Genomic DNA, 15,779 nt, shown 5'->3' with positions numbered 1-15,779 from the left:
CATGCAGATGGAGAGCTTGCCATGGTGCTTGGGCCAGCTGGGGCCGGTGCGCCCGCTGGGCAGCACCCTGCGCCTTCCCGAAAGGGAGGAGCGGTACGCCTTCGGCCTTACCACCAACCGCTGGTATCGCCAGATGTCCCTCCTGATCGCCATGCCGCAGACGCTCTCCGGCGAGCCGGTGGTGCTGCCGGATGGTCACCGCTGAGACCTGACCGCCCTGCCGATGGCCTCTGCTGAGACGTATGGCTTCCACCACGGTATTCTTCTCTGAATGCATGATTCCCACGGCTGGTTCACAAGCTGGCCGTGGGAATCCGTAATGCCCCCGGGTAGTCAATCTCGCAAGGAGTCGCCAAGTCACCCGTCGGAAATAAGAAGAAAATCCCCATATCAAAGGAGGGCCGCTATGCCCGCATTGGAGAAAAATCATATATACCGCAGTATCATCGAGGGCTACTCCAGCGAGGGACTGGGTGTGGCCCGCATCGACGGGCAGGTGGTGTTCGTCCACGACGCCGTCCGGGGCGAGGACTGCGACATTCTGGTGATGAAGGTGCTGAAAAACGTGGCCTTCGGCAAGCCGGTCCTGCGCCATAGCACCTCCCCCCACCGGCAGGAGCCGGATTGTCCCTACTATGGCCGCTGCGGCGGCTGCGACTTCCGCCATCTGGACTACGCCGAGGAGCTGTGGGCCAAGCGCCAGCGGGTTCAGGATGCCCTGACCCGATTGGGCGGCAGCGACGTGACCGTGGAGGAGATCTTGGGCGCCCCACAGCCCCTGCGCTACCGCAATAAGAGCCAGTACCCGGTGTCCGCCGACGGCAGGGTGGGCTTTTATCGGGCTCGCAGCCATCAGGTGGTGGAGGTGGAGCACTGCCTCCTCCAGAAGCCGCAGGCGGATGTACTGGCGGCGGCCCTGCGGCAGTATCTGGCGCAGTATCATGTGCCGGGATACGACGAGACCACCGGCCGGGGGCTGGTGCGGCACCTGTATGTGCGGAGCAACTGTAAAGGCGAGAGCCTTGTGTGCCTGCTGGTGAACGGCGAAAGCCTCCCCTACGAGACGGAACTGGTGGCCCTGCTGCGTCAGGCGGCACCACAGACCGTGGGCGTGGTGCTGGGGGTCAATACCCGCCCCGGCAACGCCATTCTGGGGGATCGCTACCGCACTCTTTGGGGGGAGGACGCCCTGACGGACGTGCTGTGCGGTCGGACGGTCCGGCTGTCGGTGCCGTCGTTTTATCAGGTGAACCACCCCCAGGCGGAGGTGCTGTACGGCAAGGCGCTGGAGTTCGCCGGTCTCACTGGTACGGAGCTGGCGGTGGATCTGTACTGCGGCGCAGGCACCATCACGCAGGTGCTGGCCCGGCAGGCCCGCCATGTCATCGGCGGCGAGATCGTGCCGGAGGCCATCCGGGATGCACGGGCCAGCGCCCGGCGCAACGGTGTGGAGAACGTGGAGTTTCTGGAAGGGGACGCCGCCGATGTGGCGGCAGAGTTGGCCCGGCGGCAGCTGCGGCCGGATGTCATCTGCGTGGACCCACCCCGGAAGGGATTGGTCCCGGAGGTCATCGCCTCCATCGCCGCCATGGCTCCCCGGCGGGTGGTGTATGTCTCCTGCGACCCCGGCACACTGGGCCGGGACGTGAAGCGCTTTGCCGAGCTGGGCTACCTCGCCCGCCGTGCCGTGGCCGTGGACCTCTTCCCCCGCACTCGCCATGTGGAGACGGTATGCTTGATGTCAAGGAGTTCGGGTTGATTTTTGAAAAACGGAAAGGGCTGACAACCAATCCGGCAACTCGACTATTTGGGGCGGTTGCAGGCAGCAGAATAGATGTGAAGGGAAATTTCGGTAAATCATAGTTCGCATAACTATACGCTATCGCAGCGGAAAGACTAATAATTGACAGGATTATTGCAAAATTGTATAGTATTATTCAAACAATCAATTTTGTTAAACCAGGAGTTTGACAAAGAGATGTATAGAGAAATGTATTGGACAGGCAGGAGATTTAATATGATTTCAAAAGCAAAGAAATATGTGGCAGTGTTACTGCTTTTTGTATGCGTGTCTATGATATTTTCTCCCCAGACTGTATATGCAGCCGAGGACAGTTCGCAGCATGAAACTGTCAAAGTCGGTTTCTTTGCCATGGATGGTTATCATGTGATGGACGAAGAAGGCAACCGCAGCGGGTATGGTTATGATTTTCTTCGGCTGATGGCCCGTTATTGGGATGTAGATTACGAATATGTCGGATATGATAAGAGCTGGGATGATATGCAGCAGATGCTTGAAGATGGCGAGATTGATATGGTAACATCTCCCCGCATAACACCGGAAAGAGAAGAAAAGTTTGATTTTTCACGTCCGATCGGAACCAATAATGGGATTCTGACCGTCCGCAGTGACAACAGCACGATTGTGGATGGCAATTACAGTACTTACAACGGTATGCGTGTGGCATTTTTGAACGGAAGCTCCGAGATAAAGAGTTTTGCGGGTTTTGCAGGCAACAAAGGATTTATATATGATCCATTTTATTTTGATACGACAGCAGAGATGGCGGAAGCTCTTCAGAGCGGAAATGTTGATGCTATTGCTGCTAGTTCTCTGAGAAAAACAAACAATGAGCGTATCGTGGATAAATTTGACAGCAGCGATTTCTATGTCATGGTTAAAAAAGGTAATACAGAATTGCTGGATGAGATCAATTATGCAATTGACCAGATGAATGCAGTTGAGGGTGACTGGAAAACGACACTTTATAATAAAAATTATGAAAGCATAGAAACTAAGAATCTGGAATATACCAAGAAAGAGAAAAGTATTATTTCACAGTATTCCAAGGACAACCCCCTTCATGTTCTGTGTGATCCGACCCGTTATCCATATTCTTATAACGAAAATGGTGAGATGAAGGGTATTATCCCGGATTACTTCCGGAGAATTGCAGACTATGCCGGGATTTCCTATGAGTTTCTTACACCTGCTACCAGAGATGAGTATATTGCCTATCAGAAAAATACGGAAACCACAGATATGAGCATCGATGCACGCCTGGAAACAGATAATTATGCTGAGACGAAAAAATGGGGGATTACTGCACCTTTCATTACGATGCAGATGGCAAGGGTGACACGGCGTGACTTTGATGGAAAAATTGATGTTGTTACGACTGTTGACCAGACAGTAGCAAATTCAATTGAAGATGCAATGGCACCCGGTGCAGAAAAACTGATGTGCAGTACCCGACAGGAAATGATGGAAGCTGTCCGTAAGGGTAAAGCAGATGCTGCCTTCGTCTACTATTACACGGCACAGGCGTTTGTGAACAGTGACACTACGGGCACCATGGCATATACTCTGCTGGAGCACCCTACATTCACCTACCGCATGGTGATTTCATCAACCGAGAACCATGCGCTGGCTGGTATTCTGACGAAAGCAATGTATGCCATGCCCCAATATCTTGTGGAAGATCTTGCAGCACAGTATACCACATACAAAGCAACAGAGCTTACACTTGTTGACTGGATCCGTCTGCATCCTGTTATTACTGTTTGGGTTCTTCTTATTTTTGGATGGCTGCTGAATACTATTGCTGTGACAATGGTGCGTCTCAATGCAAGAAAAAAAGCTCAGAAGGCGGCCCAGGAGAAAGCTGAGGAAATGGCGGAACTGGCAGAGCATGCACAGGCTGCAAACAAGGCAAAAACAGCATTTCTGTCACACATGTCCCATGATATGAGGACACCGATGAATGCAATCATAGGATTTACCGGTATTGCAATGAAAAACAATCCGTCAGACAAAGTGAAAAATTGTCTGGAAAAGATTGGTGAAAGCTCAGAGCATTTACTGTCGCTGATCAATGATGTATTAGATCTGACCCACATCGAAAGTGGAAAAATGAAATACAATCCGGTACCGGCGGATGTGAAAAACATTACAGATACTGCATTGGATATTATAAAAGGCTTTCTTGCGAACAGGGATATCAACTTTAAGATTCAGCGTGAAGATGCAAAGATTCCGAATGTACTTGCGGATCCTGCACGCCTGCGCGATGTGCTGGTCAATATTCTGAGCAATGCCGTGAAATACACTCCGGATGGAGGGACGATTACCTTTGAAGCCCGGTGTCAGGAAAAGGGCGGGGATGGATACATAAATATGCGTTACCGCATTTCGGATACTGGTATTGGCATGAGTGAGGAATTTACAAAAGAAGTTTTTGAGGAATTTGTACAGGAAGATTCCGGTGCGAGAACGCAGTACCACGGAGTTGGACTGGGGATGGCTATCGTAAAGAAGTATGTGGATATGATGGGTGGAACCATTTCCGTGCAGAGTAAAAAGCATGAGGGAACCACATTTACTGTGGATATTCCTTTGGAAATTACAGATCAGGAATGTAATAAGTCAGACACAGGTTTTTCGGAAAAGGTAAATCTTACAGGTGTGAATGTCCTTCTTGCGGAGGATAATGAACTGAATGCAGAGATTGCTGCCGTGCAGTTGGAAGAGCTCGGGATGAATGTAGAAAGAGCTGTGGATGGAAAGAATGCTGTTGAGATTTTCAGAAATCATCCGAAAGGCACATTTGATGTGATCCTGATGGATGTCATGATGCCTGAAATGAATGGTTATGAAGCGACAAAAGCAATCAGGGCAATGAATGACAGACCGGATGGAAAAAACATTCCTATTATAGCAATGACAGCTAGTTCATTTGCAGAAGATATTCAGGCATCACTGGATGCAGGAATGAACGCACATTTGTCAAAGCCGATTGTGATTGATGAAGTTATAAAAACGATTTTAAGGTATGTACATAATTGATTCGCAGAGGTTCCTGAATTAGTGGAATACAATTGACAGGAAGACTAAAGTTTGACAATGTGAGAGTGCTATGTTTCCGCAAACGGACAAAGAACCAGACATCAATCAGAAGGTATCGTGCCATGTGGAGACGGTAGTTCTTTTGTCACGGGAAACAAAAGCCGGATGATTATATTAATGTCACGATTGAACTTGATGATATGGATATAACATCTGCAGAGACTAAGGCAACATATGATGAGATAAAGAAGTATGTGGCTGAACATAATGCCGGAATGAAGGTTTCCAATCTGTATATTTCACAGGTAAAGAGAAAATGCGGAATTGAGGTTGGAAAGAATTATAATTTACCTAAAAATGAAGATAGCAGGCAGCCGCAGTGTCCAGAAGATAAAGAAAGTGCAATTGTGGAGGCACTGAAGTATTTTAAGATGATTCAGTCGAAAAAAGAGTCTGATAAGTCGGAATTTGCAGGTGTGATTGATGAGAATTGTAGAAGTTACAGAAAACAAAAAACAATATCTTGATTTGCTCCTGTTGGCGGATGAGCAGGAAGATATGGTTGACCGTTATCTCTATAATGGTAAAATGTATGTTCTTGATGATGACGGAGTGAAATGCGAGTGTGTCGTAACGGACGAAGGGAATGGAATACTTGAAATTAAGAATATCGCTACAGTTCCCCCATTTCAGCGAAAAGGCTATGCCAAAGCGCTGATTGAATTTCTTGTTGAAAAATACCGCAGACAATTTTCGATACTGCAAGTGGGAACCGGCGACAGCCCGTTGACGATACCCTTTTATGAAAAATGTGGCTTTGTACGCTCGCATACCGTGCCAAATTTCTTTACGGATCATTATGATCACCCGATATATGAGTGTGGTGTACACCTTGTAGATATGGTGTATTTGCAAAGACCTCTATAAAACAAATTCCGATTTGTATGTATGGTAAATCTAAACTGTATTTTAGCAATATTTCCTGAGTGGGGGCAGAAAGTGCCCCCACTTTCACTATTTGGGGGCGAAAAGCGCCACCACATATAATAAACAAAGGGTTCAAGGGAAAAATCCCTTGCTAGAACAGCATTTGGATGGAGACATCTCTAATGCGTATCTAGCCGTCAACCTAAGAAGTATCAAAGCAGCCTAAACAGCAGATGAATCATGCAACATTTCCTACTGGTTAAGTAAATTGAATAAAGCTTAAACACTGTTCAATGGTGCAATCTATATGAATCTGATATGCTGCGTATACAGAGCGGTCAACAGGTACGCCCGGATATTACGGATGTCTGACGGGTTCTTGTTCATTGCTTCCAGAACGTACTCTATGTGGCTGCTATTCAGCTTGAGAAAGCGGGACTTGACCACTTGCTGCGGCATATCCTCGCCGTTGATGCGGATGGTCGGAGTGGTAGAGCAGACAGCATAAAGGAGATGCTTGCTATCGCAGAATCATCAAGGCCGTGATCTACCGCAGAAAGAGAAAAGGCCGCAGCCTCCATAACAGAGGTTGCGACCAATTCCTCATAAGAAAATACTTCCTTATGAACGGAAACGGTATAGATGCGCCCGGCTTTTCGCCAGACGCATCTATACCGTTTCGTTCAAATGTCATAACTCAACACTATAGATTTTTTGAAATTTGCTTTAAAAAAACGTCGTATGACAGCAAGAAAAACTTGATGCACAGAACTCACTTGTCTTTTGATTCTTCAGTTGTGTCAGAGACTGCTCCTTCCAGCAGATCTGTCACTACCTGATTAAGCTGTGCGGCATTCTTAGCAGTAATGACCGGCGTGTCTGACTGGGACTCAATGTCTTTTCTGGTTCGTCCAGCCACCTGACCGCCCGCCTTGGCAACTGCCAAATTCTCTTGGAAGGTCGTTGGTTTGCGATCTCTTGAAAACTGAGTGGTAGTGGCCTCCGCCAGCATATTCAGTACCAGTTCCAGCGTCGTCATGTTATCACGAAGGTTTTCCTTTTTCAAGCCCTTCAGATTTTTGTACTGCCGGGTGGACATGCCAGACCAGGCTCGGGAAATCTCGTCCGTGAGGATGGCGTACTCTACGCCTTTCTGCACACCGCGGGCATCCCATTCATCCGTCAGTTCTTTACGGACCTGGATAGCCTGCAGCCGCTGATTGATCCACTCACGGCTGTAACCCTTCTTGAGATAGGTTTCCAGAGCGCGGTCAATGGTCAGCTCTGGGTCGATGGTCTCCTCGATACGCTCTCGACCGACCTGTGCCAGCCACAACTTGAACGGTTCTGCCTTCGGGGAAGGAATAGACTGGATGATTCGGAGAAGCTGCTCGGTATCGGCTACATCAGTCAATCGTTTTTTGCCATCCGAAGCGGTCATTTTCAACTGGTTACAAGCTGTAACCGTTTCATTTCCCTCATCCTTCAGGCGTTTCTTCGTTACCTTCCAGTAGTTACGAGCTGCCTGATAATCTGGCTGATCAGTCAGCACAGCTACCACATCAACGACGGAAAAGTACCATTCTTCCTTTTCCTCATCCCATGCGGTTCGAATACGCTTGTCTTCGAACAGTTGGATATTATCGTTTTGTGCCATTTGAATCACCTCGTTCTGTCATGAATTCTTTCAAAAGTCCTTGGCAGCCATCCAGCACATCCTGCCAGGTCGCCTCGAAGTCCTCGGTGTACCATGGGTCTGCCACATTGCCGGGATGGGCGGTGTGATCCATCAGGAGGGACATCTTGCCGACATAGTCGCCGCCGCAGATACGGTACATATCCCGGAGGTTGGCCTGGTCCATGCCGATCAGGAGATCGTATTCGTCGTAATCCCGATTTGTCAACTGCCGTGCGGCATGGCCTTCGCAGGAGATCCCATGCTCGGCCAGCTTGCGCCGTGCCGGAGGATAGACTGGGTTGCCGATCTCCTCCCGACTGGTAGCCGCTGATTCGATATGAAATTGCGATGCCAGTCCCGCCTTTTTTACCAAGTCCTTCATCACGAACTCGGCCATGGGGCTGCGGCAGATATTCCCATGACAGATAAACAGGATCCTCTTCATACTGCGTTCTCTCCGAAATCTCATCGTTGCCCTCATTATACCACACATCGATCTTTTCGTCGAGAACACTTTCCAGATACGCAGAATCCTCGATCATTCGCAGAAGCTCCGCCTTGGATAGATTCCGTGCTGTAGCCTGCCGGATGTACCAGCGGCGCTCCTCTGCGGGCAGCTCTGCCTCCATGATCACAACGTTCTGTGTCCAATTCAAGTGAAGCGCGTCGCCAAGCAGTTCCGGCGTGCCGCTGTACAACTGCCAGAAATCCCGCATCCGGCGCACATTGCGCGGAGAGAAGCCGGTCATATCCGGGTATTGTTCTTTTATGAACTCCGCAGCAGCTACCGCTGCACCCTTTTCCGAGTGGGCACAGACGGCCTTGCCGATTTCGCAGTACAGCTCCATCTGCGGCAGATCTGCTTTCATGACAGATTCCAGTGTGGCAAACATTGTGCTGTAGTCCACAGCCTTTCGGATATTCATAGTTTCTCCTTTCCGACGCACAGCGCCTGATTCAACGCTCAAGGCAGAGAAAAGCACGGTAACATCGCCGTGTTTTTCTCTGCCTTGACCTGTTTCAGATAACTTGTACGATCTGCTCCCAGAGCAGTATGTGCTTTTCATCAATGGCCCGGTTGTCGTGGTAATGGCCGAACAGCCAGTAGTGATAATGTGCCCTCTCCTTGACCTCCTGCAGGAAATCTGTGAGCGGGTCTGCCTCATTGTGGCGGTTTTCCATGAGAGCAATGCTGGTGGGAGCGCAGTGCGTGATAACATAGTCCACCGCCCAATCGACCTTGGCCAGATTTTTCCGTGCTTCAGCGTACTCCTCCTCAGAAGGCATCTCCTGCGCCCACCACGAAATGTGATTGATGCGATACCTCGCTCGGGGCTTTCTCTGCAGCATCAGGAGCTTTCGCTCAAAATCCGGAGCACCCGGTTCCAGAATGCCGTCCTCCGTATCATGGCTTTTTGCTCCGCCCATGGTGAAGAAGTGATAGCCTTCCAGCTCGAAGACCTGTCCACGCATCAGGTGCAGGACATGAGAGCGAATGCGGTGTACCTTGCCGCCGTGCCAGTCTTTCACCGGATATCGTTCCAGTGCGTCGTAGTTCTCATGATTCCCGCAGACGAAGGCCAGCGTGAACGGAAGACTTTCCAGCCAGTCCAATGCAGCCTCGTCACGGCCGTCTCCAAACCACACACCACCAAAGTCTCCGGCACAAATCACGATGTCCCGCTTTGTCATTTGTGCCTGCTCCGGGAAATATTTCGGCTTGAAGCGTTCAAAGTTTCCGTGGCAATCACCGGTTACAAAAATCATCTTTCCACCTTCTTTCAGTACATAATTTTCTGGCAAATCTCAATGCCACCCTTCAGGGTGACTGCGACCTCATCCTTGGATAGGATTTTTACTGTCTCCACCAGTTGGCGAACGGCGCTCTCGTCCCACTCTGTAATGTAGGGCGATGCGTTTTCCAATGTCTGTGCGGCATCCATGATGCGCTGATTGGCTTTTGCCTGTTCGTTGTTATTCGCAAGGATCCCGGAACGTCTTTCTTTCAGGAGGGTTTGCTCGTCCAGTATCTCCTTGAACTGACCGCCATAGGCAGCCGGGTCATCCGTGGCTTTTTCCAGCAGTGTTTGGAATTGCTGCTCCAGTTCTCTCAGCCTGCGTTCAATATCTCCCAGGCTCATCGTGCCGCCGGGGAATGGGATGATCTCCGTTTCCATGGCATCTGTGATCTGCCGAATCAAGCTATTCTTGTCGGCCATAGCTGTGTTCAGGGCTGCGAGGATCGCTTGCTGGAGTGGTGCTTCATCCAGTGTGGGCGAATTGTGGCAGTATTTCTTACCGTAGTCCAATCGGCTCACACAGCGCCACACGACTCGCTTTTCACCGTTTCGTGTCCATGTGCAGCGGCGATACAGGGTCCCGCACTCACCGCAGACCAACCGCTCCGAGAGCGCATACTTGCTGGCGTAGGAGGCCATCCCTGTGACTGCGTTTTTAGAAGGACTCTTTGCTGCATTCCGCCGTGCCATCTCCGCCTGTACGGCATCATACTTTTCACGGCTGACAATGCCCTCGTGGTGATTTTCAATGAGGTACATGGGAAGCTGGCCTGTATTCTTGATGGCCTTGCGGTTGATAAAGTCCTGCCGGAAGGTCTTCTGCATCAACACATCACCGCAGTATTTTTCATTCTGCAGGATGCTACGGATGCGGGAAATGGTCCACTCCGGAGAATCCTCGAAGCACTTGACGCCTTGCTGTTCCAGTTCCTCTTTGATCATCCGCAGGCTGGCTCCGGTGAGATAGCGCTCATAGAGCCATCGGACGATTTCGGCCTGTTCCGGAATGATCTCCGGCTGACCATCCTCACCTTTGCGGTAGCCGTATAGCTTTTTATATTGGATGCTGACCTTTCCGGCTTCCATGGCACGGCGTTTCCCCCATGTGACATTGGCGGAGATGGATTCACTTTCAGATTGGGCGAAGGCACCGGAGAGGGTGATCCGCAGCTCACTGTCCTCCTCCAGAGAATTGATATTTTCCTTCTCGAAGATGACTGCGATGCCAAGCTGTTTGAGCGCCCGGATATAGTAGAGGCAGTCCACCGTGTTGCGGGAGAAGCGGGAAACCGACTTGGTCAGGATCACATCGATTTTCTTCTGGCGGCAGTGCCGGATCATCCGCATGAAGTCCTCGCACTTCTTGGCCGAGGTTCCGGTGATGCCCTTGTCCGCAAAGATGCCAGCCATCGTCCAAGCGGTGTTGGACATGATTTTATCGGTATAGTACTCTTTCTGCACCTCATAGCTGTTTGCCTGATCCTCCTCTTTGGTGGAGACTCGGCAGTAAGCTGCCACCCGGAGCTGTCTGCGGGCTTCTGCCTGACGGGTGGCTTCCGGCTTGGCAGGGATCTTAATTACTCTTGGGGCATCCTCTTTCATTGCAGGTCGCTCCTTTCTATGACTTGCCCATTTTTTAATCGCAGTTTGACATTTTGGCGGGTCACCAGCACCTCGGACACGGTGCTTTTCAGAAGATCAGCGTTCAGTTCCGCCACGCATTCGAATGCGGAGAAGAGGTGCCGGAGGCGATTTGTTTCATATTCTTCATCCCCCAGCGCAGCATATTGCTCCGCCGCAAGCTGGAGGATCAGCCCTTTGGCGCTGTCCTCGTCGATTGGCTGCTGTTCCAGAGCATTATCCAGCGCCTCCTGCGTTTTAGAATGTAGGGCTGGCGCAGGACTGCGCTGATGCCGTATACAGTCCGGGCAATTTGCAAGGCCGTTGAGCAAATCGGTGACACTTTGTTCCACCCGTTCAGATGGCGGTGTTCCACAGAGCCTGCGCAGCACTTTTTGGGCGTCCGTCTTTTTCGGAAGATGCGGCTTGTTTGCGCGTTTTTCATTTGCCGCGATAAGCTGTTTCTCATCCATGAGCTTGGGATATCCTTTTTCTCCGATGTAACGTGTGTCCGCCAGAATACGGGCAATCATATTTTTATTCCAGAGCCGCCCTTCGTCGTATTGGATATCCTGATGGCGAAGCGACTCCGTCAACTCATTCAAGGATTCTCCTGCAATATATCGGAGGAAGATCTCCTGCACAAGTTTCGCCTCTGATTCCTGTATGACGATCTCACCCAGAGCCATCTTGTAACCGAAGGGCTGCTTCCGGTTTCCCATCACCGCACCGTCCTCTCTATGGACTCCCGCAGCTCCAGCCCATTTTTTAGGCAGAAGCGGACGGAGTCGTTGCTCTCTATGATAATTTTTTCAACGAGTTCACCGAATAGTTCCGCGTCAAAGCTGTCGAGGAATTCCGGCCCACCTTCCAGGATGTCTATCAAGTCTCGTGTTTGCAGGGCGGTCATGTCGCTCTCAGCATCCATCAGCTTTTCTTTTTCCAGCTTGGCCTGCTGGAGCTGCTTGGTCAGCTCATTGGTTTTGGCTATAAAAATGTCAGGATCAACAAGGCCCTGCTGCTTGAGGAAGGCCAATGTCTGATTCTGACTGGATAGATCTGATATTCTTTTATTCAGGGCAACGATGTCAGGACTCCAGAGCATCCTGCGATTGCGGATCAGCTGGAGGTTTGTAAGCATCTGTTCCAGAATGGGGATGCTCTGATGTTTCAGCTTGTAGTATAGGCGGCAGAAGGATGCATGGATCTGAGTCTCACGGATCGGCGTGATTAAGCAATCCCCCTTTGTGTCATGACTTGTGCAGCATAGATACCATTTGCTGTTAACATTTTTAAACCGCATCCGTGCGCCGCAGATACACCGGATTTGTGAGATGATCTCGCTGTGTACGGGTGCTTTTCCTAAACTGCGTTTTTTCCGTAGGACTTGAGCTCGTTCAAATAGCTCTGGAGAAATGATCGCATCGTTGCTCCCTGGCACAAAATACATTTCACGCTCACCATGATTGGTTTTCTGCTGCCTCGAGAGCATATCCGGCGTATACCTCTTTTGCAGAAGCGCATTCCCGGCGTAACGTTCGTTTTGCAGGATGTAATCTACCGCTTTATAATTCCATACTCGCTCAGTCAGGCAGCTGGCATTTAGGTCGTCTGCGATTTCTTGAGGATTTTTACCGGATAAATACTCATGGAAAATTCTTTGGACAATGTCTGCTTCCGGTTCATATACTTTGAGCTTTCTGCCATCAAGCCGAAACCCCCACGGGGCTTTACAGGTATTGAATTCGCCGCTTTCCATCCTGTGCTGATAGCTCCATCGCATATTACCCGAGATGGACTCGCTCTCTTTTTGAGCAAAAGCAGCGTAGATGGCGGTGATGAGTTCACTACTCACATTGACAGTATCGATGCCTTCACGCTCGAAACGGACGTTGACACCCAACTCTTTCAGTTCACGGATATTTTGAAGGCAGTCCTTGGTGTTGCGGGCAAAGCGGGAAATAGATTTGACAAGGATCTGGTCGACCAGGTCCCGGCGGCAGTCTGCCATCATCCGCTGGAAGTCATCTCGCTTAGCCACTGAAGTTCCTGTGATTCCCTCATCCGCATAGATGTCGACCATGCGCCATTCGGCCTTGCTTGAGATCAACTCCGTGTAGTAGCGGTTTTGGGCCGCAAAGGAATTGAGTTGATCCTCGGAGTCTGAGCTGACACGAGTGTAGGCAGCGACCCGCAGCCATACATTTTGAGGCCGCTCCGCAGGCTCGATCTTTATAACACGGGACTGCTTTTCTGCCAGTGCCGTTGCTCCGTCTATCAGCTTTTCATCCATGTCCGCTCACCTCCTTTTTGCAACACAAACACTACCACAACTGCATCCAAATAGCTACTGAAAGATGAAGAAAATCAGAGAAAAAACACGACTTCAACACCGCTATCCGCAGCGATCCGTGCGGCGATCTTTCTCAGTTCTTTTTCGGTGAAAATACCGCATTCCCGGAGCTTTCTGAGCAGGATGACGATTCCATAGTAATTGATGTTGGGGTCCATAGTTGTTCTCCTTTCTACATTTGACCATCTCTGCGGCACAAGCATGGGAACCGTCCAAGGAAGGGAAAGGCAGGAGAGAATAGCGTGGCCATCGGACAAAGGAAAGAAAAATGAATGTAAAAATGTTGAAGGGTGTAGACAGTTCCCATGCTTCTGCCGCAAGAGTGTGGTCGCTCCGGCAGCGGAAGCAAACGCTCCCGTCACCGGAGCGGCCAGAACTTTACGGTTTTGTTTGCCTGTATTCGACACTACTTCCCCAGGCAGGGCGGCAACTTGAACTGTGCGGGCGCACATCACGGGACTCTCACCCCTCCGAGGATCTCTCGAAGCTGCGTACAGGAGTATCATTATGGGCTGACGGGATCATGGCGGGGACAGCTTGCCAAGGCTGCCTTGGCCCGAGTGGGTATCGCTCTGCACCTTACTTGGCCGTCCTTTGATGCGGAGTTTTCCGCACAGGTGGTCTTGGCGCACTCGGCCTGACGCTGGCTCCGTCAGCTAATGTATTCAAGTTGCCGGATATGACCTGGGCGGTATTTTTCAAGGAGCAAAGCCGCTGATTTATCAGCAGCGGGGGGAGGTTCAAAGCCCTCTCACTCTATTAGCCGTTGAAAACACCGTTTGCACCAAACTTTTTTGTCATCTCAGCATCTTTTTCATTTTCTGCAAAATACGGATCTTTCGATTATGGATCGTCATTCGATGGATACCCATCATTTCTTCCAGCTCACGCTCTGAGCACTCGTCGAAAAACAGCGCATGGATCAGAGCCCGTTCTTCTTCGCTCAACTGATCCAGTGCGGCCCGCAAACGGCATAAATCGTCTTTCTTGATCACGGCATCCTCGACGCCTTCAGCATCGTCCGCAAACTGGCACTTTGCAGAATATACGAGTCGCTCCAGCGAATCCTCCTTGCTGGGGATATAACTCTCCGCCCCATTCGCGGCATTTTTCCTGCGCTGTTCGCTTTTCAGATCCACCTCCATGTATTTCATCTTGCGGTCGCTTTTCTTCAAGACTTCCAACACATCCGGGCGCTCTTTTAAGCAGGGATATATCTTCAAATAATCGACCCGATATGGGTCATTGTGATACGACATTTTCTGTCCTCCGTTTTTCGAGATTTGGTGGTGAAGCAAATCTCGAAAACGGAGGGCCACGGCAGCGTGGCAAAGGAGCCCCAAAATGCAAAAAAGCTCCCGGAGCGCAATGGTGCGAGTGGCGATACAGAACTTTTTGAAAAAGCCAGTAATATCAACGGTTTTCAAGGCGGACGAGTAGCAAATAACTTGTATATATCCCCTTTTTGGGCGACTGTTTTTCAGACAGCCGCCCTTTTTCTATACCCCAATTCAAGTGCCGTGATTTGGGTGGAAAATCTGCGTTTTCTTTCGCTGTGGCTTGCGTTCTGAACATGACGTGGGTGTTTTCCCATGCGAGAGGCAGCGGAGGCTCACAGACGGACAAACCGCTCAAAATCAACACTTTTCATTTTCACAGGAAGGAGGTGCGAAGATGGCTGTATTCCGTATCGAAAAGACCAGGGATTACACGGTCATGTCCAACTACCATCTGCGGGATATGTCGCTGTCGCTGAAAGCGAAGGGACTTCTATCCCTTATGCTGTCCCTGCCGGAGAATTGGGACTACACCATGAAGGGCCTTGCCCGTATCTGCAAGGACGGCATCGACAGCATCAGCGGCGGCATCCGGGAGCTGGAGGCGCACGGCTATCTGATCCGTTCGCGTGTCCGCAGCGCAAACGGGCAGCTCGGCTCTATCGAATACACCATTCTGGAACAGCCTAAAGCGCCGTCACCTACACAGAAAAAACCTATACGGGAAAATCCCGTACAGGCAAATCCAATGTTGGACGCTCCAATTCAGGAGAACCCCGCCCAATTAAATAAAGAAGAATCAAGTAACTATCCATCAAAGACAGATTTATCAATTACGCAAAAATCAAGTCCTATCCTATCAAGTCCCCCAGCCCCCAGGGAGCGGAGCGGGCAGGACGGGGTGCGAAAGCGGGAAAGCTATCGGGCATTGATCTTGGAGAACATCGAATATGACGTTCTCTCGCAGAACGTGCAGCTTGACAAGGACCGACTGGACGAGCTGGTGGAGCTTATGGTGGATACCGTCTGTTCCAACCGGGAGATGATCCGCGTGGCCGGGGACGACTACCCGGCAGAGGTCGTCCGGTCACGGTTCCTGAAGCTGAACGCCTCGCACATCGAGTATGTCCTTGACCGGATGCGGGAGAACACCACCTATGTCCGCAACATCAAGAAATATCTGCTGGCGGCGCTGTATAACGCCCCGGTCACGATGGACAGCTATTACACATCCCTTGTCAGCCATGACCTGTACGGCAGCGGAGATCGGAGGTGAACG

Annotated in this window: 15 protein-coding genes and 2 pseudogenes; 7 read left to right on the top strand and 10 right to left on the bottom strand. The window is 50.6% G+C overall.

The genetic code is table 11. From position 1 onward, the window contains the following. Nucleotide 1 precedes the first annotated feature (1 nt). From KJS28_RS08160 to KJS28_RS08140, 5 genes are all read left to right on the top strand, one after another. Complete coding sequence (locus KJS28_RS08160) at nucleotides 2-205, top strand: hypothetical protein (protein WP_213540500.1); 204 nt, start codon at nucleotides 2-4, stop codon at nucleotides 203-205. 201 nt (nucleotides 206-406) lie between these two features. Continuing rightward, a complete protein-coding gene (rlmD, locus tag KJS28_RS08155; RefSeq protein WP_213540499.1) occupies nucleotides 407-1,759 on the top strand; it encodes a 23S rRNA (uracil(1939)-C(5))-methyltransferase RlmD in 1,353 nt (450 codons plus the stop codon). A gap of 258 nt (nucleotides 1,760-2,017) precedes the next feature. Then, on the top strand, nucleotides 2,018-4,846 hold the full coding sequence (locus KJS28_RS08150; protein ID WP_213540498.1) for a transporter substrate-binding domain-containing protein: 2,829 nt from the start codon (nucleotides 2,018-2,020) through the stop codon (nucleotides 4,844-4,846). A 200-nt stretch (nucleotides 4,847-5,046) separates the two neighbouring features. Continuing rightward, the gene (locus KJS28_RS08145; RefSeq protein ID WP_407701747.1) at nucleotides 5,047-5,373 is read left to right on the top strand and encodes a 23S rRNA methyltransferase; all 327 of its coding nucleotides are present in this window, start codon (nucleotides 5,047-5,049) and stop codon (nucleotides 5,371-5,373) included. Next, complete coding sequence (locus tag KJS28_RS08140; protein ID WP_177719978.1) at nucleotides 5,330-5,773, top strand: GNAT family N-acetyltransferase; 444 nt, start codon at nucleotides 5,330-5,332, stop codon at nucleotides 5,771-5,773. Before KJS28_RS08145 ends, KJS28_RS08140 begins: the two co-directional genes overlap by 44 nt. A 303-nt stretch (nucleotides 5,774-6,076) precedes the next feature. On the opposite strand, the pseudogene KJS28_RS12480 reads toward KJS28_RS08140, so the two are convergent. From KJS28_RS12480 to KJS28_RS08095, 10 genes and pseudogenes are all read right to left on the bottom strand, one after another. Then, nucleotides 6,077-6,286 (bottom strand): annotated as a pseudogene (locus KJS28_RS12480) (DUF6017 domain-containing protein); the annotation flags it as partial. A gap of 259 nt (nucleotides 6,287-6,545) precedes the next feature. Further along, the gene (locus tag KJS28_RS08135; protein WP_407701746.1) at nucleotides 6,546-7,439 is read right to left on the bottom strand and encodes a BRO-N domain-containing protein; all 894 of its coding nucleotides are present in this window, start codon (nucleotides 7,437-7,439) and stop codon (nucleotides 6,546-6,548) included. Next, complete coding sequence (locus KJS28_RS08130) at nucleotides 7,414-7,896, bottom strand: low molecular weight protein-tyrosine-phosphatase (protein ID WP_213540496.1); 483 nt, start codon at nucleotides 7,894-7,896, stop codon at nucleotides 7,414-7,416. Before KJS28_RS08130 ends, KJS28_RS08135 begins: the two co-directional genes overlap by 26 nt. An 88-nt stretch (nucleotides 7,897-7,984) precedes the next feature. Continuing rightward, nucleotides 7,985-8,320, bottom strand: a pseudogene (locus tag KJS28_RS12805) (DUF1016 N-terminal domain-containing protein); the annotation flags it as partial. 151 nt (nucleotides 8,321-8,471) lie between these two features. After that, a complete protein-coding gene (locus KJS28_RS08120; RefSeq protein WP_213542241.1) occupies nucleotides 8,472-9,218 on the bottom strand; it encodes a metallophosphoesterase family protein in 747 nt (248 codons plus the stop codon). A 14-nt stretch (nucleotides 9,219-9,232) separates the two neighbouring features. Further along, on the bottom strand, nucleotides 9,233-10,852 hold the full coding sequence (locus KJS28_RS08115) for a recombinase family protein (RefSeq protein WP_213540495.1): 1,620 nt from the start codon (nucleotides 10,850-10,852) through the stop codon (nucleotides 9,233-9,235). After that, nucleotides 10,849-11,592, bottom strand: a complete 744-nt coding sequence (locus tag KJS28_RS08110) for a recombinase family protein (protein ID WP_213540494.1) — start codon at nucleotides 11,590-11,592, stop codon at nucleotides 10,849-10,851. Before KJS28_RS08110 ends, KJS28_RS08115 begins: the two co-directional genes overlap by 4 nt. After that, nucleotides 11,592-13,163, bottom strand: coding sequence for a recombinase family protein (locus KJS28_RS08105; protein WP_213540493.1), 1,572 nt, complete (start codon nucleotides 13,161-13,163; stop codon nucleotides 11,592-11,594). The genes KJS28_RS08110 and KJS28_RS08105 overlap by 1 nt, the downstream gene beginning before the upstream one ends. A gap of 74 nt (nucleotides 13,164-13,237) precedes the next feature. Next, nucleotides 13,238-13,381, bottom strand: a complete 144-nt coding sequence (locus KJS28_RS08100) for a hypothetical protein (RefSeq protein WP_213540492.1) — start codon at nucleotides 13,379-13,381, stop codon at nucleotides 13,238-13,240. 639 nt (nucleotides 13,382-14,020) lie between these two features. After that, nucleotides 14,021-14,482: an RNA polymerase sigma factor gene (locus KJS28_RS08095; protein WP_213540491.1), complete on the bottom strand. Its 462-nt coding sequence runs from the start codon at nucleotides 14,480-14,482 to the stop codon at nucleotides 14,021-14,023. Nucleotides 14,483-14,548: 66 nt separating this feature from the next. On the opposite strand from KJS28_RS08095, the gene KJS28_RS08090 reads away from it, so the two are divergent. After that, nucleotides 14,549-14,794: a hypothetical protein gene (locus KJS28_RS08090; protein ID WP_213540490.1), complete on the top strand. Its 246-nt coding sequence runs from the start codon at nucleotides 14,549-14,551 to the stop codon at nucleotides 14,792-14,794. 103 nt (nucleotides 14,795-14,897) lie between these two features. Next, on the top strand, nucleotides 14,898-15,776 hold the full coding sequence (locus KJS28_RS08085; RefSeq protein WP_213540489.1) for a DUF6017 domain-containing protein: 879 nt from the start codon (nucleotides 14,898-14,900) through the stop codon (nucleotides 15,774-15,776). The last annotated feature ends 3 nt before the right edge of the window (nucleotides 15,777-15,779 follow it).

Origin of the sequence: Vescimonas coprocola (assembly GCF_018408575.1) — a bacterium.
GTDB lineage: Bacteria > Bacillota > Clostridia > Oscillospirales > Oscillospiraceae > Vescimonas > Vescimonas coprocola.
This window is presented reverse-complemented; position numbering and strand designations above follow the sequence as displayed.

Coding starts and splice junctions, on each gene's coding strand:
- KJS28_RS08160 (WP_213540500.1), top strand. CDS start 2: ATGCAGATGGAGAGCTTGCCATGGTGCTTGGGCCAGCTGGGGCCGGTG.
- rlmD (WP_213540499.1), top strand. CDS start 407: ATGCCCGCATTGGAGAAAAATCATATATACCGCAGTATCATCGAGGGC.
- KJS28_RS08150 (WP_213540498.1), top strand. CDS start 2,018: ATGATTTCAAAAGCAAAGAAATATGTGGCAGTGTTACTGCTTTTTGTA.
- KJS28_RS08145 (WP_407701747.1), top strand. CDS start 5,047: ATGGATATAACATCTGCAGAGACTAAGGCAACATATGATGAGATAAAG.
- KJS28_RS08140 (WP_177719978.1), top strand. CDS start 5,330: ATGAGAATTGTAGAAGTTACAGAAAACAAAAAACAATATCTTGATTTG.
- KJS28_RS08130 (WP_213540496.1), bottom strand. CDS start 7,896: ATGAAGAGGATCCTGTTTATCTGTCATGGGAATATCTGCCGCAGCCCC.
- KJS28_RS08120 (WP_213542241.1), bottom strand. CDS start 9,218: ATGATTTTTGTAACCGGTGATTGCCACGGAAACTTTGAACGCTTCAAG.
- KJS28_RS08115 (WP_213540495.1), bottom strand. CDS start 10,852: ATGAAAGAGGATGCCCCAAGAGTAATTAAGATCCCTGCCAAGCCGGAA.
- KJS28_RS08110 (WP_213540494.1), bottom strand. CDS start 11,592: ATGGGAAACCGGAAGCAGCCCTTCGGTTACAAGATGGCTCTGGGTGAG.
- KJS28_RS08105 (WP_213540493.1), bottom strand. CDS start 13,163: ATGGATGAAAAGCTGATAGACGGAGCAACGGCACTGGCAGAAAAGCAG.
- KJS28_RS08100 (WP_213540492.1), bottom strand. CDS start 13,381: ATGGACCCCAACATCAATTACTATGGAATCGTCATCCTGCTCAGAAAG.
- KJS28_RS08095 (WP_213540491.1), bottom strand. CDS start 14,482: ATGTCGTATCACAATGACCCATATCGGGTCGATTATTTGAAGATATAT.
- KJS28_RS08085 (WP_213540489.1), top strand. CDS start 14,898: ATGGCTGTATTCCGTATCGAAAAGACCAGGGATTACACGGTCATGTCC.